The organism is Rhizobium sp. AN68 (genome assembly GCF_030758035.1).
Classification (GTDB): Bacteria; Pseudomonadota; Alphaproteobacteria; order Rhizobiales; family Rhizobiaceae; genus Agrobacterium; species Agrobacterium tumefaciens.
This window is the reverse complement of the sequence record NZ_JARWMI010000002.1, coordinates 474,925-494,710: the sequence shown is the minus strand read 5'-3', so window position 1 is coordinate 494,710 and position 19,786 is coordinate 474,925. Positions and strand designations below refer to the sequence as shown.

The 19,786-nt window shown below is 59.8% G+C and carries 18 protein-coding genes and 1 riboswitch; of the genes, 6 read left to right on the top strand and 12 right to left on the bottom strand.

Annotation, left to right across the window (positions count from 1 at the left end; genetic code table 11):
- Positions 1-20 precede the first annotated feature (20 nt).
- Together RBH71_RS05695 and RBH71_RS05690 are read right to left on the bottom strand one after the other, a co-directional pair.
- Positions 21-1,175, bottom strand: coding sequence for an amidohydrolase (locus tag RBH71_RS05695; RefSeq protein WP_323687200.1), 1,155 nt, complete (start codon positions 1,173-1,175; stop codon positions 21-23).
- Positions 1,176-1,235: 60 nt separating this feature from the next.
- The gene (locus RBH71_RS05690) at positions 1,236-2,882 is read right to left on the bottom strand and encodes a GNAT family N-acetyltransferase (protein ID WP_111802593.1); all 1,647 of its coding nucleotides are present in this window, start codon (positions 2,880-2,882) and stop codon (positions 1,236-1,238) included.
- A gap of 233 nt (positions 2,883-3,115) precedes the next feature.
- On the opposite strand from RBH71_RS05690, the gene RBH71_RS05685 reads away from it, so the two are divergent.
- Positions 3,116-3,850 carry an SDR family NAD(P)-dependent oxidoreductase gene (locus tag RBH71_RS05685; RefSeq protein WP_003510849.1) on the top strand — a complete coding sequence of 245 codons (735 nt, stop codon included), beginning with the start codon at positions 3,116-3,118 and terminating at the stop codon, positions 3,848-3,850.
- 38 nt (positions 3,851-3,888) lie between these two features.
- Complete coding sequence (locus tag RBH71_RS05680) at positions 3,889-5,241, top strand: aspartate aminotransferase family protein (RefSeq protein WP_323687199.1); 1,353 nt, start codon at positions 3,889-3,891, stop codon at positions 5,239-5,241.
- 56 nt (positions 5,242-5,297) lie between these two features.
- On the opposite strand, the gene RBH71_RS05675 is transcribed toward RBH71_RS05680, so the two are convergent.
- Both RBH71_RS05675 and RBH71_RS05670 read right to left on the bottom strand, forming a co-directional pair.
- Complete coding sequence (locus RBH71_RS05675; RefSeq protein WP_019564660.1) at positions 5,298-5,735, bottom strand: EamA family transporter; 438 nt, start codon at positions 5,733-5,735, stop codon at positions 5,298-5,300.
- A gap of 192 nt (positions 5,736-5,927) precedes the next feature.
- A complete protein-coding gene (locus tag RBH71_RS05670; RefSeq protein WP_013761559.1) occupies positions 5,928-7,274 on the bottom strand; it encodes a dicarboxylate/amino acid:cation symporter in 1,347 nt (448 codons plus the stop codon).
- Between the two features lie 236 nt (positions 7,275-7,510).
- Here RBH71_RS05670 and RBH71_RS05665 point away from each other — a divergent pair, with 236 nt between their 5' ends.
- Entirely contained in the window at positions 7,511-9,352 is a 1,842-nt protein-coding gene (locus RBH71_RS05665) for a sensor histidine kinase (protein WP_038494047.1), read from the top strand.
- 1 nt (position 9,353) lies between these two features.
- Positions 9,354-10,718, top strand: a complete 1,365-nt coding sequence (locus RBH71_RS05660; protein WP_111802592.1) for a sigma-54-dependent transcriptional regulator — start codon at positions 9,354-9,356, stop codon at positions 10,716-10,718.
- A 100-nt stretch (positions 10,719-10,818) separates the two neighbouring features.
- Here the strand turns inward: RBH71_RS05660 and RBH71_RS05655 are convergent, their stop codons facing one another.
- On the bottom strand, positions 10,819-11,331 hold the full coding sequence (locus RBH71_RS05655; RefSeq protein ID WP_003510838.1) for a BA14K family protein: 513 nt from the start codon (positions 11,329-11,331) through the stop codon (positions 10,819-10,821).
- A gap of 176 nt (positions 11,332-11,507) precedes the next feature.
- On the opposite strand from RBH71_RS05655, the gene RBH71_RS05650 reads away from it, so the two are divergent.
- The gene (locus RBH71_RS05650; RefSeq protein WP_025595694.1) at positions 11,508-12,218 is read left to right on the top strand and encodes a GntR family transcriptional regulator; all 711 of its coding nucleotides are present in this window, start codon (positions 11,508-11,510) and stop codon (positions 12,216-12,218) included.
- A 52-nt stretch (positions 12,219-12,270) separates the two neighbouring features.
- Here RBH71_RS05650 and RBH71_RS05645 read toward each other — a convergent pair whose 3' ends face one another.
- Together RBH71_RS05645 and alr are read right to left on the bottom strand one after the other, a co-directional pair.
- On the bottom strand, positions 12,271-13,527 hold the full coding sequence (locus tag RBH71_RS05645; RefSeq protein ID WP_003510835.1) for a D-amino acid dehydrogenase: 1,257 nt from the start codon (positions 13,525-13,527) through the stop codon (positions 12,271-12,273).
- A gap of 7 nt (positions 13,528-13,534) precedes the next feature.
- On the bottom strand, positions 13,535-14,701 hold the full coding sequence (gene alr / locus RBH71_RS05640; protein ID WP_038494041.1) for an alanine racemase: 1,167 nt from the start codon (positions 14,699-14,701) through the stop codon (positions 13,535-13,537).
- Positions 14,702-14,828: 127 nt separating this feature from the next.
- Here alr and RBH71_RS05635 point away from each other — a divergent pair, with 127 nt between their 5' ends.
- Complete coding sequence (locus RBH71_RS05635) at positions 14,829-15,287, top strand: Lrp/AsnC family transcriptional regulator (protein WP_003500727.1); 459 nt, start codon at positions 14,829-14,831, stop codon at positions 15,285-15,287.
- 226 nt (positions 15,288-15,513) lie between these two features.
- Here RBH71_RS05635 and thiD read toward each other — a convergent pair whose 3' ends face one another.
- Genes thiD through RBH71_RS05610 form a run of 5 tightly spaced genes read right to left on the bottom strand, consistent with a single transcriptional unit; the run spans position 15,514 to position 19,426 of the window.
- Positions 15,514-16,311: a bifunctional hydroxymethylpyrimidine kinase/phosphomethylpyrimidine kinase gene (gene thiD, locus RBH71_RS05630; RefSeq protein WP_038494038.1), complete on the bottom strand. Its 798-nt coding sequence runs from the start codon at positions 16,309-16,311 to the stop codon at positions 15,514-15,516.
- Positions 16,308-16,970: a thiamine phosphate synthase gene (gene thiE, locus RBH71_RS05625; RefSeq protein WP_038494035.1), complete on the bottom strand. Its 663-nt coding sequence runs from the start codon at positions 16,968-16,970 to the stop codon at positions 16,308-16,310. The genes thiD and thiE overlap by 4 nt, the downstream gene beginning before the upstream one ends.
- Complete coding sequence (locus tag RBH71_RS05620) at positions 16,957-17,697, bottom strand: hydroxyethylthiazole kinase (protein WP_038494032.1); 741 nt, start codon at positions 17,695-17,697, stop codon at positions 16,957-16,959. The genes thiE and RBH71_RS05620 overlap by 14 nt, the downstream gene beginning before the upstream one ends.
- A gap of 2 nt (positions 17,698-17,699) precedes the next feature.
- Positions 17,700-18,644 (bottom strand): ABC transporter substrate-binding protein, encoded by a 945-nt coding sequence (locus RBH71_RS05615; RefSeq protein ID WP_038494029.1) that lies wholly within the window; start codon positions 18,642-18,644, stop codon positions 17,700-17,702.
- On the bottom strand, positions 18,641-19,426 hold the full coding sequence (locus RBH71_RS05610) for an ABC transporter permease (RefSeq protein ID WP_038494027.1): 786 nt from the start codon (positions 19,424-19,426) through the stop codon (positions 18,641-18,643). The genes RBH71_RS05615 and RBH71_RS05610 overlap by 4 nt, the downstream gene beginning before the upstream one ends.
- Before the next feature lie 128 nt (positions 19,427-19,554).
- Positions 19,555-19,657, bottom strand: a riboswitch (TPP riboswitch).
- Between the last annotated feature and the right edge of the window lie 129 nt (positions 19,658-19,786).

The window sequence follows — 19,786 nt, the reverse complement described above, 5'->3', positions numbered from 1 at the left end:
CGGCAATGGGCTGCCGTTGCTCACCCCGCGTCGGTGAGGTTGCGGATGATGCGCATGAAGATGCGTGCGCCGATATCGATCAGCCCATCCGGAAAGTCGTAGTCGGGATTGTGCAGGTTGGGATAGTCCTTGCCTGCGCCCAAAAAGAACATGGCCGATGACGAGACGGCGCGGAACCTTCCGAAATCCTCGGAGGCTCGCATGGGCAAACCTTCCGAACCGTGGGAAATTTTCTCTGCAGTCAGCGCCCGCAGGATATGGTCGACGGCTTCCGGCGCATTTTCGCAATGCAGGAAAATATCGTCATAGGCGATATCGAGTGTCAGTTTCTGTTCTTCGGCCACCTTTTTTGCCAGCGCTTCCGCATCCGCGCAGAATTTTTCCATTCGGTCGTCTGTCAGCGTCCGGAGCGTCGCCCAGATTTCCGCGTCTGCCGGAGAAATGCCGAAGGCCGCTTCACCCATCACGGCATGGGTGATTGTCACCATCGAAAAATCGGGTTGCGGTGGAAAGCCGGAACCGAGATCGGTCAAAGCCGGCATCAACTCAGATATCGCCCGCATCGGCGAGACGCCATGCTCCGGTGAGGAGGCGTGCGCGGTCTTGCCGGAGAAGCGGATTTTGATGCCGCGTGATGCGCAGTTGACCGGCCCTTCCACCACGCTGACATGGCCGAATAGCAGGCCTGGAAGATTGTGAAGAGAAAAGGAATAATCCGGCTTCACCTCGCCAAAGCGCGGATCGGCGATGACGGCGGCCGCGCCCGCACCTGTCTCTTCTGCCGGTTGGTAGAGCAGTACGACGCTGCCGGTTTCCGGGCGCTTTCTGGAAAGTCCAAGTGCAAGCGCCGTCAGAATGGTGGAATGACCGTCATGGCCGCAAAGATGGCCCTTACCATCTGTGCCGGAGCGGTATTCGGCGTCGGTTTTTTCCTGAATGGGCAGAGCGTCGAGTTCCGAGCGGATGAGGACTACCGGACCGCTTTTGCCGCTGTCATAGACCGCTGCCACGCCATGACCACCCAGATCGGTGAACATCCGATCCGGTTTTGCCTGCTCGAGGAAATCGCGAATACGCCGCGCTGTTTCCTTCTCCTCGCCGGAAATTTCCGGATGGCGGTGCAGATCATGGCGCAGCTCGATGAGGTCGAGCATATCCTTGTTGGTCAGAAACATAAAAAACCCTTGCAAGTCGTCCGGCCGATTTTTTCTGCCGCAACTTACAGGTCATTACGTTCAATGCAAAACCTTTGGCGGACGCCAGCGCTTGCCCGTCGATTTTGGCCTGGCGCTCAGCGTGATGACATCGGCAGGCAGCGGAATCCTGGCCTTTCCCAGTTCCAGCCGGGCAAGGGCTGCGCGCGCCTTTTCGGCATATTCCAGATGCGTAGCGTCGTCAGAATGGTAATGCTGCAATCTGTCGAGGATTTCGGCGCCTTCCATCGTTCTTTCGGCCGCAATCAGCGCCACGGCGCATTTGTAGAGCGCCTCGCGGTGGAAGGGGGCGCGATTGGTCACCTGACGGAATGCTTCGGACGCCTCGTGATATTGCCGTTGCGCCAACCGCGCTTCGCCTATGCGCATCCATAGCAGAACCGGGTCCTGAGCGCTGCCGAGGAGACCGAGGAAAGCGATTTCCGCTTCACGGAATTCACCGCGGTCGAAGGTCAGATTGGCCAGCCCGAATTGTGCGCCAAGGTGATCGGGCGCGGCTGACAGCACCTGGGAAAAGGCGATGTTGGCGGCCGCCTTCTTGCCCGTCTTGTAAAGTTTAAGACCCTCTTCGTAGACGAAGCGTATGCTGCGCGGGTGGAGCTTGCCGCCGAGATTGTCGCCCGAGCGGGTGCGGAACAGCGTGCAGCTGAGCTTGTGCTCCTCCGGGCCGAAGAAATATTTGTACGGCTCGTTGCCTCGCAGGAAATCATAAGTCTTGAAACCCTGTTCGATCGCCCTGCGGATGCAGTGTCCGTGCAGCACGAGGCCGGGTGAGGGGGTCTTCCAGTTCTCGTCACGACCGGTAATGTAGAACAATACTGATTTTTTCTGCCGGTCGATAATGTTGGCAAGCGCGCCGAGCGGCTGGTCGCCGAACCACAGGACCGGCACTTCCAGATCGCCGCGTATATAGACATCCATCAGCATTTGCCGTGTTGCGCCGATCAACAGTTCGGTGCGCTCCTTGCCCTTGTGCGGCGCCCAGCGGATGCGCCAGAAATCGAACAGGATGCCCATGTCCCGCTTGATTGTTTCTTTCGTTGCGAAGGTGATGCGGTATTCGTCACCGCCTTCCACCTTCCTCATGAAGCGCCGGAGCTTTTGCCGGGACTGGCTGCTCATATGGCTGTCGAGATAGGAGTCGAACGTGTCCGGCAGGGCCACGACCGGGCAGATGCAATTGTTGATGTTATAGGGGTTGGTCGGCATGTTGTCGCGGAACATAACGAGCGGCCCCTGAAGCGCGCGGATCATCGCGTCGCGCCGCTCCGGTGGGCCGGAAAGATAGTCGAGCTTGAGTTCGGTCCAGTTCTGCTGCCGAATATAGGCACAGAAACCGGCAACCGCGTTATTTTCATATTCCGGCAGAGTGATGAAGCCGGTGTAATCCGCCGCGGCATTGCCAGCCATGACTATGCTGTCGTGGAAGCGACCGGTTTTCTTGTCCGGTTCGGTGACGATGCGCAGCGGAAAAAATGCCACATAGGGCGAGCCTTCGGGGCGTTCCCTGAGCGCCAGGATGAACCAGCGCTTGCGGCGCGGCATGTAATCCCGCAGCCAGCCCCAGGAAAGGAAGTGTCGGGAATGGGGATCGGCCATGAACACCGTTTCCCAGTTTTGCCGGATAGCCTCGAAGCCGGCGTCGGTGTCGATGATGTCGATACGCATTCGTCCCCCTCCCAATACAGATCACAGATTCGGGAGATCGCATTTTATGAGCAAATGGCTGGCTTCAAATATTCCCTTCGGGTGAAAGGCCTATATCAAATGGGATTAGCCCGTGACGCGGCAACCATTCGTGCACCGCGACAAAATAGCCCTTGTCAGCGGGTCGCAGCACTCTAACATGCGGGCTGAATGCGCGGCCGGCTCAACGGTTCGCATGGCAAAGGAGTTCTTTCATGGCTGTTCCTTTTATGCTTTTGACTGGTGCGAGCCGCGGAATAGGGCATGCCACCGTCAAGCTGTTTCAGGAAAAAGGCTGGAGAATCCTGACCGTATCGCGACAACCCTTTTCGGAGGAATGCCGCTGGCCATCTGCGCGCGAAAGCCATATCCAGGCCGATCTGGAGGACCTGTCCCGCATCGACGATCTGGCCGACGAGGTGCGCTCGCGCCTGCCGGAAGGAAAGCTGGCCGCACTCGTCAACAATGCCGGAATCTCGCCGAAGGGCGAAGGCGGTAGCCGCCTTGGCGTTGCCGACACAACGGCGGAGATCTGGACGCGGGTGCTAAACGTCAATCTCGTCTCGACGGCGCTTCTTGCCCGTGCGCTTTTGCCAGAACTGGAGGCGGCAAAAGGCTGCATCGTCAACGTTACCTCCATTGTCGGCTCGCGGGTGCACCCTTTCGCGGGCGTCGCCTATGCCGCATCGAAGGCGGGACTTGCGGCTCTGACACGGGAGCTGGCGCATGAATTCGGCCCGCGCGGCGTGCGCGCCAATGCCATAGCGCCCGGCGAAATCAACACCGCCATACTTTCACCCGGAACCGCTGAACTCGTGGAAGCGCAGGTCCCGCTCGGGCGGCTCGGCACCACGGCGGAGGTGGCGCAGACCATCTACTTCCTCTGCTCGGAGCAGTCGAGCTACATCAACGGCGCAGAAATTCTCATCAATGGCGGCCAGCACGTCTGACGCTTCAGTCCATCCAACCGAAACGGAGCCTTTATCCCATGACCATTCTGCCGAATTCCGTCGAGGCACGCGATATCGCCTACCAGATGCATCCAAACGTCAATCTGCGTAAATTCGAAAAGACCGGTGGTCTGGTCATCGAAAGTGGTGAAGGCATCTATGTGACCGACAGCAGCGGCAAGCGTTATATCGAGGCGATGGCGGGGCTTTGGTCTGTGGCGCTTGGCTTCGGTGAACAGCGACTGGTGGACGCTGCGACGAAGCAGATGCAGAAGCTGCCCTATTACCACACCTTCTCCTACAAGACGCACGGCCCATCGGTCGATCTTGCCGAGTTGCTGATCGAACTTGCACCAGTGCCGATGTCGAAGGTCCATTTCACGTCTTCGGGATCGGAGGCGAACGATCTCGTTGCCAAGATGGTGTGGTATCGCTCCAATGCGCTGGGCAAAAAGGAGAAGAAGAAGATCATTGGCCGCATCAAGGGTTATCATGGCGTGACGATTGCCTCTGCCTCGATCACCGGCCTGCCGCGCAACCATGAAAGCTTCGACCTGCCGCTGGACCGCATGCTGCATACGGCCTGCCCCTCCTATGTGCACTTCGGCAAGCAAGGTGAAAGCGAGGCGGATTTTACCGCGCGTATTCTGAAGGAACTCGAAGATCTGATCCTCAGCGAAGGCCCGGAAACCGTTGCCGCCTTCTGGGGCGAGCCGGTGATGGGTGCCGGCGGGGTTCTTCTGCCGCCTGAAGGTTATTGGGAAGGTGTGCAGGCGATCCTGAAGAAATACGACATTCTGCTTGTCGTGGACGAGGTCATCTGCGGGTTCGGCCGCACCGGCAAGATGTTCGCCTGCGAGACCTACGGCATCAAGCCGGATGTGCTTGTTGTTTCCAAGCAGATATCCTCATCCTATATGCCGCTGTCGGCGATCATCATGAATGACGGTTTCTACCAGCCGATCGCCGACGAATCCGACCGGATCGGCTCCTTCGGTCATGGTTATACCGCCTCCGGCCACCCGGTCGCGACGGCCGTCGGTCTCGAAAACCTGAAGATTATTCAGGAGCGCGATCTGGTCGGTAATGTCGCGAGACTGGAAGGCAAGTTCCTCGATCATCTGAAAGCGCTTTCCGGCCATCCGCTGGTGCATTCCTCGCGCGGCGTCGGTCTTCTTGGCGCGCTGGAGATAAAGCCGTGGGAAGGTACGAAGCCGGGCGATGCGACGCTCGCCATTGCCGCCGCCATTGAGGATGAGGGCGTGATCACTCGCCCGATCGGCGAATCGATCTGCTTCTGTCCACCGCTGATCATCACGGCCGAGCAGCTTGATGAGCTGTTCGCCGGCGTTAAGCGGGGACTGGACAAGGTTGCGGCCGCACGCGCCTGATGACTTTGCGAATGTCCCGGCCGGTTCGTCCGGCCGGGCACCGCTGTCAGCTTGCACTATCCCCGGTATGCCACAAGCACCGCGCCGCAGGCGATTAGCACCACACCCAGCCAGTTTGGCAGCGACAGCCGTTCCCCCAGAAACAGAACCGCGAAGACGGCGACGAACACGACACTGAGCTTGTCGATGGGGGCGACGCGGGCGGCATCGCCGATTTTCAGCGCCCGGAAGTAACATATCCAAGATGCGCCGGTCGCCAGCCCCGAAAGCACGAGAAAGGTCCAGGTCCGCGCCGAAATGGTGGAGGGCTGCTGCCAGTTGCCGGTAACATAAACCATCAGGCCAGCGGCAGCGAGAATGACGATGGTGCGTATGAAGGTGGCGAAATCGGAATTGACGTTTTCGATGCCGATTTTCGCAAAAATCGCGGTCAATGCCGCAAAGGCCGCCGATAGCAGTGCCCAGAATTGCCAGGCCAGAAACAGGTTCTTCATAAGGGCCTACTCCGTTTTTCGCATTCGTTCTCGCTCGCTCTGGCCTATAACATCCGCACGGCGATAAAAACCGTTTTCGACGGTTGGGAGGGCTTCAAACGATGAAAGGCCGGAGCATCGATCTGATGCGCCGGCCTTCATGCGAGAGCCTGCCCCGACAAACCGGGACAGGCTGGACCTTGGGAGGTCGTGTTATTCGGCGGGCTGAACCGCACCCGGAAGCGAATCCACATCGGCGATGCCGGTGAATTCTTCCTTGCCGCTGAGAACGCGGGCGAGCTGCTCCTGATCCAGTTCACCTTCCCAGCGGGCAACAACGATGGTGGCGACCGCATTGCCGACGAAGTTGGTGAGTGCGCGGCATTCCGACATGAAGCGGTCGATGCCGAGGATGAGCGCCATGCCGGCAACCGGAACCGACGGCACGACGGAGAGCGTTGCGGCCAATGTGATGAAGCCAGCGCCTGTGATGCCGGCAGCACCCTTGGAGGAGAGCATGGCCACGAGCAGCAGAAGGATCTGTTCGCCGAAGGAGAGGTGGATGCCGGTCGCCTGTGCGATGAACAGGGCAGCCAGCGTCATGTAGATGTTGGTTCCGTCGAGGTTGAAGGAGTAGCCGGTGGGGATGACGAGACCGACGACAGAGCGCTTGCAGCCCGCCTTTTCCATCTTGCTCATCAGGCCCGGCAGGGCGGCTTCCGAAGACGAGGTGCCGAGAACCAGCAGCAGTTCTTCCTTGATGTAGCGGATAAGCGCGACGATCGAGAAGCCGTTATAGCGGCAGACAGCGCCGAGGACCACGAACACGAACAGTGCTGATGTGACGTAGAAGGTGCCGATCAGCATCGCGAGGTTGGTGACGGACGAGATGCCGTATTTGCCGATGGTGAATGCCATGGCGCCGAAGGCACCGATGGGGGCGGCCTTCATCAGGATCGCGACCAGCTTGAAGATCGGATACATCATGGCATGCATGAAATCGGTGACAGGCTTGCCCTTTTCGCCGACGATACCGAGCGCGATGCCGAACAGCACGGAGAAGAACAGCACCTGCAGGATATCACCGCTGGCGAATGCGCCGACGATGGTGGTCGGGATGATGTTCATCAGGAAGCCGGTGATGGTCTGCTCATGGGCCTTGTCGGCGTAGGTCGCGACGGCCTTGGCATCCAGCGTGGCCGGATCGATGTTCATGCCGGCACCCGGCTGCACAGTGTTGGCGACGATGAGGCCGACAATGAGCGCGAGGGTGGAGAACACGAGGAAGTAGATCATGGCCTTGCCGGCCACGCGTCCAACCTTCTTCATATCGTTCATGCCGGCGATGCCGGTTGCGACAGTGAGGAAGATGACGGGAGCGATGATCATCTTGACGAGACGGATAAAACCGTCGCCGAGCGGCTTCAGCTGTTCGCCAAAGGCCGGATAGAAATGGCCAAGCGCGATACCGGCGATAATGGCGACCAGAACCTGGAAATACAGATGCTTGTAGAATGGCTGCTTGGCGTGGCCTGCCGCCACGGTTGTTGTATCGATCATGTTTTTTCCTCCTCGGCCTCACCCTGCCTTAATTGGCCTCCCGGGATCGCCGTGTCGTTGACGGCTTCGCGCCGATTGAGGAGTCATGTGCAATACGCATGCCAGACTTGCTTATTTGGTGTAACTCGCTGATTTAAAAAGTACTTTTTATTGACGCCGTATCAGCTCGCCGGCGTATGTGCGGATATCCGGACAAAACCTCTTGCGGTCTGTGTGTAAATCCGCACAATTGTCGCATGACCCAAGAAGATCAGGCCTCTCATTCCCAGGCACGACGGCGCGCTCAATGGCTGGCGTTGGCGGGCTTGTGGCTGCTCGTCAGCCTGGGACTTCTGTTGGTTGCCGATGACTTTGCGCGAAACCAGGCAATACGCACCGCCGCGTCCGAGGCCTCCACCGATGCCGAACTCAAGATCGCGCTTCTGAATGTCGCGCTGGAGCGGCCGCGAGCCATTCCGCTGGTTCTGTCCGGCGATCCCGACCTTGCGACTGCGCTGGATGGCGGTGGCGCGTCTGCCATTGACCGGCTGAACCGCAAGCTGGAGGGGCTGATCGAAGGCACGCAGTCCTCTGTCATCTACGTGACCGGACCGACCGGCTTGACAATTGCCTCCAGTAACTGGCGACAGGCCGACAGCTTCGTCGGCTCCAATTATGCCTTCCGCGAATATTTTCAGGCGGCGATGAATACCGGCATGTCCGAACATTATGCGCTTGGCAATGTCAGCCGCCGGCCGGGCCTTTATATCTCGCGCCGCATCGATGCCGCAGACGGGCGGCCGCTCGGCGTCGTCATCGCCAAGGTGGAGTTCAACCGTCTGGAGGCGGATTGGAACATCGGCGGCAAACCGGTCTATGTGGTTGACAGGAACGGCGTCGTGCTGATGACGAGCGTGCCGGATTGGCGCTTCAAGACCGTAGCGCCGATTGACGAGGCGCGACGCAAAGCCATTTCCGAAAGCCTGCAATTCGGTAACGAGGCGCTTACGACGCTGCCGTTCCGGATGGTGCGACTCTCGAGCGACGGCGTTCCGCTCATCCGTGTCGATGACCCGGCAAGTGAGCGCGGCGATTATCTGCGGTTGGAAACGCCGGTGCCGACGACCTCATGGACACTGCATTATCTGCAGCCGGTGGCACCGGCGCTGAACGCCGCCATTCGCGAGGGCAGGGTGGTGGCGCTGGCAACGCTGATGCCGCTGATGGCGCTTTCGGCTCTGTGGCTGTGGCGCAGGCACAAGGCGCTGAGGGAAAAGGAAGAGGAGCAGCGCGCCCGCACCGAGCTGGAAATGAAGGTGCAGGAGCGCACCCGTGATCTGACGAGGACCCGCGACCATCTTCAGGCGGAAATTGCCCTGCACGAAAAGACGACAGGTGAATTGCGCAACGTGCAGCACGAGTTGGTGCAGGCCAACCGTCTCTCCATTCTAGGGCAGGTGGCGGCGGGCGTTGCCCACGAAATCAACCAGCCGGTAGCGACGATCCGCGCCTTTGCCGACAACGCCCGCACCCTGCTGAAACGCGACCGCATGGCGGAGGCCAACGAAAATCTCGAAAACATCGCGGCATTGACCGATCGCATCGGCACGATTACCGGCGACCTGAAGATATTGGCGCGCAAGGGCCGCACCGCTGCCGAACCGGTCAGTCTCAAACTGGTCATCGAAGGCGCGGTGATGCTGTTGCGCAGTCGTTTTTCCGGACAGATGGATGCACTTGATATCGTGTTGCCGGATCAAGACCTGAAGGTGCTTGGCAGCCGCATCCGGCTCGAGCAAATTCTCATCAACCTTCTGCAAAACGCACTGGAAGCCACTGATGCGATTGATGCGGCGCGTGTCGAGGTGCGGGTGCGCGAGGAAGGGGACATGGTCTTGCTTTCGGTCAGCGACAATGGGACCGGCATTCCCGAAGCGATCCGCGCCCAGCTTTTTTCTCCCTTTAATACATCCAAGGAAAGCGGCCTAGGCCTTGGTCTCGTCATCTCCAACGATATCGCCTCCGATTATGGCGGGCGTATTGAGGTAACGAGCAGCGAGGCAGGCACGTCTTTTTCCGTATATCTGAAGCGAGCATGACATGATGGCAGGTGGAACCATATTTCTGGTGGATGACGACTCCCAGCTGCGTAAGGCGATGGTGCAGACGTTGGAACTCGACGGATTGCCCGTCACCTCCTTTTCCCGCGCCGAACAGGCACTTGCGGCGCTCAACGAGGATTTCGACGGCGTCGTCATCACCGATGTGCGCATGCCCGGCATGACCGGGCTTGAGTTCTTCGACCATGTCCGCAGGATTGATGCCGATCTGCCGGTTATCCTCATCACCGGCCACGGTGATGTGCCGATGGCGGTCGATGCCCTGCACAACGGCGCCTATGATTTTATCGCCAAACCATTCCCCGCCGAACGCATGGTTGAAAGCGCCCGCCGCGCGCTGGAAAAGCGCCGCCTCGTGCTGGAAAACCGCGCGCTTCGCCGGGCGAGTGCTCAAGCCGAGGACGATTTGCCGCTGATTGGCCAGACGCCCGCCATGGAACGCCTGCGCACCACGCTCCGGCACATTGCTGATACGGACGTGGACGTGCTGGTGGCAGGTGAGACGGGCAGCGGCAAGGAAGTGGTGGCAACGGCGCTGCATCGCTGGAGCAAGAAGCGATCGAGGGGCAATTTTGTGGCACTGAATTGCGGGGCGCTGCCGGAAACGGTGATCGAAAGCGAGCTTTTCGGCCATGAGCCGGGTGCTTTCACCGGTGCGCAGAAAAAACGCGTTGGTCGCATCGAACATTCAAGCGGCGGCACGCTGTTTCTCGACGAGATCGAAAGCATGCCGCTTGCCGTACAGGTGAAGATGTTGCGCGTTCTGGAAATGCGCGAGGTCTCGCCACTCGGTTCAAATGAGGAGCGACCGGTCGATATTCGCGTGGTGGCGGCGGCGAAGGTGGATCTCGGCGACCCGGCCGAGCGTGGCACGTTTCGCGAGGACCTATATTACCGGCTGAATGTGGTGACGCTGTCGATACCGCCGCTGCGCGAACGCAAGGCGGATATTCCGCTGCTGTTTTCGCACTTCGTCACCAAGGCCGCCAACCGGTTCAACATGACTGTGCCGCAGATCAGCGCCGGCGTTTCCCGCCGCCTTAACGACTACGACTGGCCGGGCAATGTGCGCGAACTCGGGCATTTCGCTGAAAGGGTAGTATTGGGGCTGGAGATGGATGCGGTCACCACGACTGTTTCGCAATCGAGCATTCCGGCTTCCGGCACCCTGCCGGAGCGAATGGATGAAATAGAAGCGCAGATCATCCGCGAAACGCTTGTGCAATCGAATGGCGACGTGGCCGAAACCATTGCGACACTCGGCATTGCCCGCAAGACCTTTTACGACAAGCTGCAACGTCACGGCATCAACCGGGCGGATTATGTGAAAAACGGCGCTGCTTGAGGTGCCGCAGGATCTGGGGTGACACTTAATGAAAAGCCGCGGACGTTTCCGTCCGCGGCCTGATTATTAACAGCAATAACTGCGCAGACGTTGTCCCCGATCAACCCGCTACGCAGAAATGACGCTGGCCGTCATTGCCGACATAGGTGCCGGAGCGGCCGTTGAAGCTGCGATAACGTTGCGAGCAATAATCGTACCAGGCGTTCGTCCACGGCTCGATGGTGCGGTAGGTACGGCGTTGCTGGTAGTAGCCGGAATTATTGTCATAGACCGGTTGGGCACGGTAAACCGGTGCCGGACGATAGACCGGAGCGGGTCGATAAACGGGCTGCGGCTGTGGCTGATAATAGCGGTAGTCCGGCTCTTCGTACACGTAGCTCGGTTCATAGCGACGCGGTGGGTCGATATAGACGCGCTCGTCGTCTACCGGTGCCGGGCGGGAAAGGGCTGAGCCAACGGCGACACCGGCGGCAAGGCCAAGCACGCCACCCAGAATAGCGGCATCGCGACGGTCGCGGCGGCCCCAGTCATCGGCGGATGCGCTGTTGAAGGGCACGATGGTGGCGGCGGCGACGGCGATAGCCAGAACGGTTTTAGCTGCAAAGGACGACATGATCTTCTTCCATCCGGATGGCAGGGCGCTGCCAGTTGCAAATTCGATGGTTAAAGAAATATAGCGCGCCTGCTGAACGGGCGCTGAATGAATTGTGGCGGCTGGCGACAGCTCGCAATTCCTGTTTGCGCAAGCCGCGCTTCGCGCTAGAACTCAAGTTCAAACAGGACAATTCCATGAGCCTTGCCCATATAACCGTCAATTCCGATTCATCCCACGAAGACCGTGCCCAGGCTATTCGAGATACGCTGCGCGACGCCATTGTCGACCGACGGCTTGCCCCGGGAACGAAGCTGTCGGAATCGGAAGTGGGAACGCTGTTCGATGTCAGCCGCACGGTGGTGCGGGCGGCTCTTCAGATGCTGGCTTACGAAGGACTGGTCAAGGCCGAGCGCAACCGCGGCGCTTTTGTCTCCAATCCCACACCGGACGAAGCGCGGCAGGTTTTTGCGTCGCGACGGCTGATCGAGCCCGGCGTTCTGGACGCCGCAATCGAAAAGATCACGCCTGCGGCGGTGAAGCAGCTGAGAGAGCATCTGGTTCAGGAAAGCCGCCACCAGCATGAGCGCGGCCCGCACGCCAGGCGCGCGGAAATCAAGGCATCAGGCGATTTCCACCTGATGCTGGCCTCGCTTGCCGGCAATGCCATCCTCGAAAAATTCATGGACGAACTGGTCGCCCGCTCGTCGCTGGTTATCGCGCTCTACGGGCGCTCGGGCGTTTCAAGCTGCGGCCACAACGATCATGCCGACCTGCTCGATGCACTGGAGGCGAAGGATGCGGCAAAGGCCCGTGCCTTGATGCTGCAGCACCTCGATCACATCGAGGCCGATCTCGACCTTCGCATGAAGGAAGGATTGGCGCTGAAGGATGCACTGGCACTTTGAGCGGCCACCATCCGCGCCCTTAAGACGGGGATAAGCGCCGCCCTGTCGCACTTCAGGCTGCGTAACGGCTGAGTGCCAGATCGTGCGTGTCTATCTCGGGCTTGTTCCCGCTGATGAGATCGGCAAGCACACGGGCCGAGCCGCAGGACATGGTCCAGCCAAGCGTACCGTGGCCGGTGTTGAGATAAAGATTGCTGTAGCGGGTGGCGCCGATGACAGGCGTACCATCCGGCGTCATCGGGCGCAGGCCGCACCAGAATTTCGCCTGGCTCTGGTCACCTGCGCCGCCGAACAGGTCTTCCACCGAATGGGCCAGAGTTTCCTGTCTTGCTGCGGGCAGATCCTTGCTGAAACCGGCGATTTCCGCCATGCCACCGGCGCGGATGCGCGAGCCGAGCCGGGTGATCGCCACCTTGAACGTTTCGTCCATCACGGTCGAAACGGGCGCGCGTTCTTCCTTCACGATCGGAACCGTGATGGAGTAGCCCTTGACCGGGTAAACCGGCAGGGTAAGGCCGAGCTGGCGGACGAATTGCGGGGAATAGCTGCCCAGTGCGGCGACGAAAATATCGGCTTCCACCAGCCCCTTGGTGGTCTCCACGGCCTTGATACGGCCTGCCTCGACGATGGGGCGCATGATGCCGGTATCGTAGATGAAGGTGACTCCCGCCTCTTCAGCCATGCGCGCAAGTTCGGTGGTGAACATGAAGCAGTCGCCGGTTTCATCACCGGGCAGGCGCAGTCCGCCGACGATCTTTTCCCTGGAAGGAGAAAGGCCGGGCTCGATGGCGGCGCAGCCGTCGCGGTCGAGAATTTCGAAAGGCACGCCACCTGCCGTCAGCACGTCCACATCCTTGCCGATGGCGTCGAACTGCTTCTGGGTGCGGAAAACCTCCAGTGTGCCCTGCATGCGCTGGTCGTATTCTATCCCGGTTTCGTCGCGCAGCGCCATTAGGCAATCGCGGCTATATTCGGCAATGCGCACCATGCGGCTCTTGTTGATGGCATAACGCGCCGATGTGCAATTGCGCAGCATCTGGCTCATCCAGCGCCACGCCGCCGGATCGGCGGTCGGGCGGATGATGAGCGGGGCATGTTTCATGAACAGCCATTTCATGGCCTTCATCGGAATGCCGGGCGCGGCCCATGGCGAGGAATAGCCGGGGGAAACCTCGCCGGCATTGGCAAAGCTGGTTTCAAGTGCTGCCGCCGGCTGGCGGTCGATCACCGTCACCTTGTGTCCGGCTTTGGCCAGATACCAGGCGGAGGTCACGCCGACGACGCCGGCTCCGAGGATAGTGACGTTCATGATCGTCTCACTTATGGCTGACAGATGTTGAAGCGACGGCCGGGGTTTCGCCCGGCTGAATATAATTGCGGCGGTAACGGCGTCCGAGGCCGGTCAGGATTTCATAGGCGATCGTGCCCGCATCCTCGGCAATGTCTTCCAGCGTCTGGTCAGGCCCGATCATCTGCACGAAGCTGCCTTGCGTCAATGTTCCCAAGGGCAGGGCGGATATGTCGAGAATGATGCTGTCCATTGAAACTCGACCAGCAATGGGCAGGCGAACGCCATTGTACCATGCCGCACCGCGATTGCTGAGCGATCGCGGCAGGCCATCGGCATAACCAGCCGCGATCGTCGCAAGCCGCGTCGGCCCGGCCGCTTCGAAAGAGCCACCATAACCGACCAGCGATCCGGCGGGAACTTCGCGGGTCTGAATAACGGCGACATTAAGCCGGACGACCGGTTTCATCGGGTTGGGACGGGTAACGGAGGGCGCGCCGCCATAAAGCGCAATGCCGGGGCGTAGCAGGGAGTTGTGATAGTCGTTGCCCAGAAAGATGCCGCCGGAATTGGAAAAACAGACGGATACATCAGGAAAAGCTGCAGCGGCTTTTCGCATCACAGAGAGTTGGGCGGCATTGGAGAGGTGATCCGGCTCGTCGGCGCAGGCGAGGTGGCTCATCACGAAGGCGATGTCGATACCATCAAGCAGTTGCGGCCGGGAGGCGAGGACTTCAAGCTCCTCGGGAGAGAGGCCGAGACGGCACATGCCGGTATCGATCTGCACTGCGGCGGGTAATGTCTTGCCAAGATTTTTGGCGTGGGTCGCCCATTGGGCGATCTGCTCGAGCGAATTCAGAACCGGTGTGACGGCCATGGCTGCGCAGGAGGTTTCGTTACCGGGCTGAAGCCCGTTGAGGACGAAAATCCGCGCTTCCGCTGAAAGACGCAGCCGGAGCGCCAGCGCTTCATCGATATGGGCGACGAAGAAATTCCGGCAGCCCGCTTCAAACAGCACCTGCGAGACGATATCCGCGCCGAGGCCGTATGCGTCAGCCTTGACGACCGCTGCCGTCTGCGATGTGGGTGCCATTGCCGCAAGCGCGAGATAATTATCGCGCAATGCGCCAAGATCGATGGTCAGATGGCCGCTTGCACCACCCGCTGCCTGCTGGCGGCTGATCTGCATGTCCATGGTCGTTCACCCTCATTTTTATCACATGAGAGTATTGCAACGATTGTCGAATTTCTTGGCTATTGTTCGAATAAGATGCGATAAAAATGCAATATACGCAACTTTCATTGTCATATTGGAATTTTCTATGTCGTCACTCGACGCGACCGACCGCCACATCATTCGCCTGCTCCGGCTCAATGCCCGCATCAGCAATGCGAAACTTGCTGCGGAAGTCGGCCTTTCGGCCTCTGCCTGCCTTCGCCGGGTCGATATTCTGGAACGGGAGGGTATCATCCGGGGCTATACGGCGCTGACCAGCGGCCTTGCCGGCGGCGAGGTGATCTCGGTCATCGTGCAGATCACGCTCGACCGCCAGACGGAGGATTTTCTCAACAGGTTTGAGAACGCGGTGCGGCGTTATCCAGAAATCCGCGAATGTTACCTGATGACGGGCGGGTCGGATTATTTCCTGCGATGTGAGGCGGAAAGTGCGGGCGATTTCGAGCGCATCCATAAGGAGATTCTGTCGAAGCTGCCGGGTGTTTCGCGGATTCATTCGAGTTTTGCGATCAGGAATGTGCTGGCGACGCCGAAGGCGCGGTGAAGGCGGATGCGCAGAGCGTGGGGCTCACCCCCCTCTGTCCTGCCGGACATCTTCCCCTCAAGGGGGGAGATCGGGTGAGGTTTTCGCCTCGGTCCCCATTAACGTCGGTATCGCGATCTCGTCCGCCAACTAAAACGCCCGGGGCAGGCCACTTGTCGATCTCCCCCTTGAGGGGGAAATGTCCGGCAGGACAGAGGGGGGTAAGCCCTACGCTCCACTCTAACCTTCACTCCCACCACCGATAAAAATGATGCACCGGTCCCCGACCGTTCCCGACGGCAAGCCCCCGACCAGCGTTAAGCGCCCCATTCAGATAGTCCTTCGCAAGACCAACCGCCTCACGCAATTCACAACTCTTGGCCAAATGAGCCGTAATCGCCGCCGCCAGCGTGCAGCCGGTCCCATGGTCGTTTTTCGTGTCAACTCGCGTAGCGGAAAGCGCCTGCACGGTGCCGTCTGCAAACAGATAATCCGTACTCTGCGGCCCGTCGCCATGGCCGCCCTTGATGAGCACGGCTTTCGCGCCCACCTTTAGGATCATCTCGGCCTGACGGGTGATCTCCGCCTCGGTGTCTGCAATAGGCAAGCCGGTGAGAAGCGCTGCTTCAGGCAGGTTCGGCGTGACGATGGTGGCGAGCGGCAGCAGGTCGCGCCGTAATGTCTCGATCGCATCCGCATGCAACAGACGGTCGCCGGAGGTCGCAACCATCACGGGGTCGAGCACCACCGGCTGGGGCTGCTGCCGAAGCCTTGCAGCTATGGCCGCGATGGTTTCGATCCGCGATACCATGCCGATCTTCACCGCATTGACGGCAAGATCGGAAAAAACAGCGTCCATCTGCGCGACGATGGTGGCGACGGAAATATCCTCCACTGCCGTCACACCTTTGGTGTTCTGGGCGGTGATGGCGGTGATGACGCTGGCGGCATAGGCGCCGAGTGCCGAAAAAGTCTTGATGTCGGCCTGAATGCCCGCGCCGCCGCCGCTGTCTGAGCCGGCGATGGTCAATGCGATTGCTGTCATGGCTGTCTCGCTTTCAGCGCTGCATCGACTGCCGCGCGGAAGTCCCTGGTTGTGCTGGCAATATCGTTTGCGCGGAAGATTGCAGAAATGACGGCGACACCATCCGCACCGGCGGCGATGACGTTCGGCACGCGGGCAAGATCGATACCGGCGATGGCGCCCACCGGCATGCCCGGCCGCAATTCGCGGAGCAGAGTGCGGAGCGTCGTAAAGCCGTCGAGGCCGACAGGCTTGTCTGGATTGACCTTGGAAACGGTTTCGAACACGCCACCAATGCAGGCGTAATCGGCGGGCATGGAGGCCGCCCGCTCGGCATCGGCGCGGTTCTTGACGGTGAGGCCGATGATCGCCTTATCTCCAAGGATGCGTCTGGCGGTTTTGGCATCCATATCATCGGCGCCGAGATGCACCCCGTCCGCGCCAGAGGCGAGCGCCACATCCACCCGGTCGTTGATGACCAGCGGCACGCCCGTGCCGGCAATGGCTTCGCGAATTGCGCTGGCGTTTTCGATCATCTCCCGCGTGGAGGCGTGTTTGTCGCGATATTGGAGAATGGTCGCGCCGTTGAGTGCGGCCGCCAGAGCAAGCTCGCCCAAGGGCGCAACATCGCCGAGGCTCGCATCGACCAACGCGTTGAGACGGTAATCAACCTTGTTCATGCTCAATCCTCGCATCGTTTATTATGTCTTCGCCGGAAATTTCTGAAAGCACATCGAGAAATGCCGGCTCGAATGTGCCGGGGCCTTTGGCGTTTTTCGCTGCCAGTTCGGCTGCGACACCCGTGATGGCGAGGGCGGCGGCGGCGGCCGTCAGTGCGTCTTTTTCCACCGCCATGAAGGCGGCGATGACCCCACCCGATAGGCAACCCGTGCCTGTCACCTTCGCCATCCACGGGTGACCGTTGACGATTCTGACACTCCTTGTGGCGTCGCGCAGGTTATCGACAGGTCCGGTCTCTATCCTGATGGCGTTCGGAACAGCACCGATCAGGCTCATCTCAGCGCTGTTGCCGCGCACGATGGTGGGTCCAAGCGAGATCAGGTCACGCGCGAACGCCAGTCGCGATGGCGAATAGTCGCAATGCACGGGGTCCAGAATCCACGGCTTGCCAGCCGCGCGGGCGATCTCGACGGCAAATCGAATGACTTTTCGCCGGTCGGCGTCGAGCGTGCCGAGATTGATCGTTACCGCATCGGCTTTCGTGACGAAAGCACCGATTTCTTCGAGTGAGGTTGTCATCGAGGGTATGCCGCCGACAACGGTAATGCCGTCCGCGGTGAATTTCTGTACCACGGTGTTCATCAGGCAATGCACGCGCGGGCGCGTCTGCCTTACCCTTTCGAGGATCTCTGCGGCCTTCGCCGCAGTCGGAAAACTGTTTGCCATGGTTATTGCAACTCCACGGCAATGTCTTCCGCCGCCGGCGCCCGCTTGATCAGTTGCATGTCCTGCATGAAGGTGCCGAAGCGTGTGTAGCGGGTGCGATCGAGTGCGGCTGGACGTTTGGCGAAACGCGGCAGCGTATCGAAAAACGCCTGCTTGTTCAGCCCGTCGTCAAGGTTCGGATAGGCCTTGATGAAAAGCTGCCAGGATTCTTGCGGGTGGTTGGTGATGAAAATAGCAGCCTGCTCAACGGCCGAGAGAAAACGCGGCAGGCGGCTATCTTTCACGAGATCACGATGGGTGACGAAGATGAGCTCGTCATAGGCGGGCACGCCATGTTCCTCGGGGAAGAACGAGCGGCCTTCGTGGCCTTCAAGCTTCATCTGCGTCAGTTCGAAATTACGGAAGCCGCCAAGCGTGGCATCGACCTTGCCGGCGATCAGGGATGGCGAGAGTGAGAAATTGACGTTGACCAGTTCAACATCGTCCTTTGTCAGTCCCTCCTTCTCCAGCATGCGCTTCAGCATCGCATCCTCGAAACCGGAAACCGAGAAGCCGACCTTCTTGCCTTTCAGGTCCTTCAGGCTCTTGATCGGCCCGTCGGCCAGAACGGTGACGGTGTTCAGCGGCGTTTCGACCAGCGTGCCGAAACGGACGAGCGGCAGCCCTGCATCGTGGTCGAGATAGAGGTTCGGCTGGTAGTGTACACCGATATCGGCCTGCTTTGCCGAGACCAGACGCGGTACGGCGGATGGGTCTGCGGGCGGGATCAACTCGACCTCCAGCCCTGCATCGGCGAAAAGGCCGCGTTCCTTGGCAATCACCATCGGGGCATGGTCCGGGTTCACGAACCATTCCAGCAACACGGTAAGCTTGTCGGCCGCCTGCGATTGCACAGGCGAAAGCACGCTTGCTGCCGCGACGACGAGGGAAAGAAGAGTTCGTTTCATGGTGCCGAAAGTCTCCGCAAATGTTTGAAAGGAATGAGATGGTCTGTTTCTTTGGCCCAGGGGGCGAGGTTGGCCGTTGCCCGGTCGACGACAAGCCGCAGCAGCACCGCCATGAGGGCGAGAATGGTCATGGCGGCGAACATTGTGTCGGTCTGCATGCGGGCATTGGACTGGATCATGACAAAACCGAGCCCGGCGGAGGCGCCCACCCATTCGCCAATGACCGCGCCGAGCGGGGCGAGCGGAGCTGCGACCCTCAGCCCGGAAATGAGTGAGGGAAGCGCCAGCGGCACACGCAGCCGGGTGAGGATTTGCCAGTGGCTCGCCTCTGTCAGCGAGGCGGCATCGAGGATTGTCCGATCCGTGCGATTGAGGCCGTCGGTGAAGGCTGAAGCGACGGGGAAAAAGATGATGATCGCCGTCATGACAACTTTCGAGGCCATGCCGAAACCGAACCAGAGTACGAGAATGGGGGCCAGCACGAAGACCGGAAATGCCTGCAACACGAGAACCATGGGCCAGACGAGGCGGCCAAAACGCGGGACGGCGGCAATCGTAAAGGCAACGAGAATGCCGGCGGCAATGCCAGCCGCAAGCCCGACAGCCATTTCACCTGATGTCACCATGGCCTGTCCGAACAGGAAGGCTGGCTGGCGCAGGAGTGCTGCGGCAACATCGGCCGGCGAGGGCAGGATGTAGCGGGGCGGTGCAAGCAGCCAGATGCCCAGCTGCCAGACAATCAGAATAAGAACGACGCCCTTCAGCGCATGGGAGGCACGCATCGGCCGGGGCTCAGACGCAGCCGTACCGTATACGAAGGGAAGGATGTTTCATCATCATCGTTCGGTCTCCAGCTGTGGCGATCACGGAGATCCGGGCAAAGCGGAGAAGAGAAAGGGCAGTACCGCAAACGCGCTACAGTTTCCGTTCCTACGCCGGCATGACCCGGATCAGGTTCAAGGGTCCGGCTCATCGCCATCTCAGCACCGTCAGGTGCTCCCCTCGGAAGAGACTGTTTTGCTAGGAGGGTTTTGAAGTAATGTCAACGTTGAAAGTTAACGAGAATATTGGCGAATTTGCCGCGAACATATTAGTTGTCGATTATATTAAGTTTATCAAAAATTAGTTATTTATTGAAACCG

Excerpts from the sequence above, each read along its gene's own strand:
- RBH71_RS05695 (WP_323687200.1), bottom strand. The coding sequence starts at position 1,175 with ATGTTTCTGACCAACAAGGATATGCTCGACCTCATCGAGCTGCGCCAT.
- RBH71_RS05690 (WP_111802593.1), bottom strand. The coding sequence starts at position 2,882 with ATGCGTATCGACATCATCGACACCGACGCCGGCTTCGAGGCTATCCGG.
- RBH71_RS05685 (WP_003510849.1), top strand. The coding sequence starts at position 3,116 with ATGGCTGTTCCTTTTATGCTTTTGACTGGTGCGAGCCGCGGAATAGGG.
- RBH71_RS05680 (WP_323687199.1), top strand. The coding sequence starts at position 3,889 with ATGACCATTCTGCCGAATTCCGTCGAGGCACGCGATATCGCCTACCAG.
- RBH71_RS05675 (WP_019564660.1), bottom strand. The coding sequence starts at position 5,735 with ATGAAGAACCTGTTTCTGGCCTGGCAATTCTGGGCACTGCTATCGGCG.
- RBH71_RS05670 (WP_013761559.1), bottom strand. The coding sequence starts at position 7,274 with ATGATCGATACAACAACCGTGGCGGCAGGCCACGCCAAGCAGCCATTC.
- RBH71_RS05665 (WP_038494047.1), top strand. The coding sequence starts at position 7,511 with ATGACCCAAGAAGATCAGGCCTCTCATTCCCAGGCACGACGGCGCGCT.
- RBH71_RS05660 (WP_111802592.1), top strand. The coding sequence starts at position 9,354 with ATGATGGCAGGTGGAACCATATTTCTGGTGGATGACGACTCCCAGCTG.
- RBH71_RS05655 (WP_003510838.1), bottom strand. The coding sequence starts at position 11,331 with ATGTCGTCCTTTGCAGCTAAAACCGTTCTGGCTATCGCCGTCGCCGCC.
- RBH71_RS05650 (WP_025595694.1), top strand. The coding sequence starts at position 11,508 with ATGAGCCTTGCCCATATAACCGTCAATTCCGATTCATCCCACGAAGAC.
- RBH71_RS05645 (WP_003510835.1), bottom strand. The coding sequence starts at position 13,527 with ATGAACGTCACTATCCTCGGAGCCGGCGTCGTCGGCGTGACCTCCGCC.
- alr (WP_038494041.1), bottom strand. The coding sequence starts at position 14,701 with ATGGACATGCAGATCAGCCGCCAGCAGGCAGCGGGTGGTGCAAGCGGC.
- RBH71_RS05635 (WP_003500727.1), top strand. The coding sequence starts at position 14,829 with ATGTCGTCACTCGACGCGACCGACCGCCACATCATTCGCCTGCTCCGG.
- thiD (WP_038494038.1), bottom strand. The coding sequence starts at position 16,311 with ATGACAGCAATCGCATTGACCATCGCCGGCTCAGACAGCGGCGGCGGC.
- thiE (WP_038494035.1), bottom strand. The coding sequence starts at position 16,970 with ATGAACAAGGTTGATTACCGTCTCAACGCGTTGGTCGATGCGAGCCTC.
- RBH71_RS05620 (WP_038494032.1), bottom strand. The coding sequence starts at position 17,697 with ATGGCAAACAGTTTTCCGACTGCGGCGAAGGCCGCAGAGATCCTCGAA.
- RBH71_RS05615 (WP_038494029.1), bottom strand. The coding sequence starts at position 18,644 with ATGAAACGAACTCTTCTTTCCCTCGTCGTCGCGGCAGCAAGCGTGCTT.
- RBH71_RS05610 (WP_038494027.1), bottom strand. The coding sequence starts at position 19,426 with ATGCGTGCCTCCCATGCGCTGAAGGGCGTCGTTCTTATTCTGATTGTC.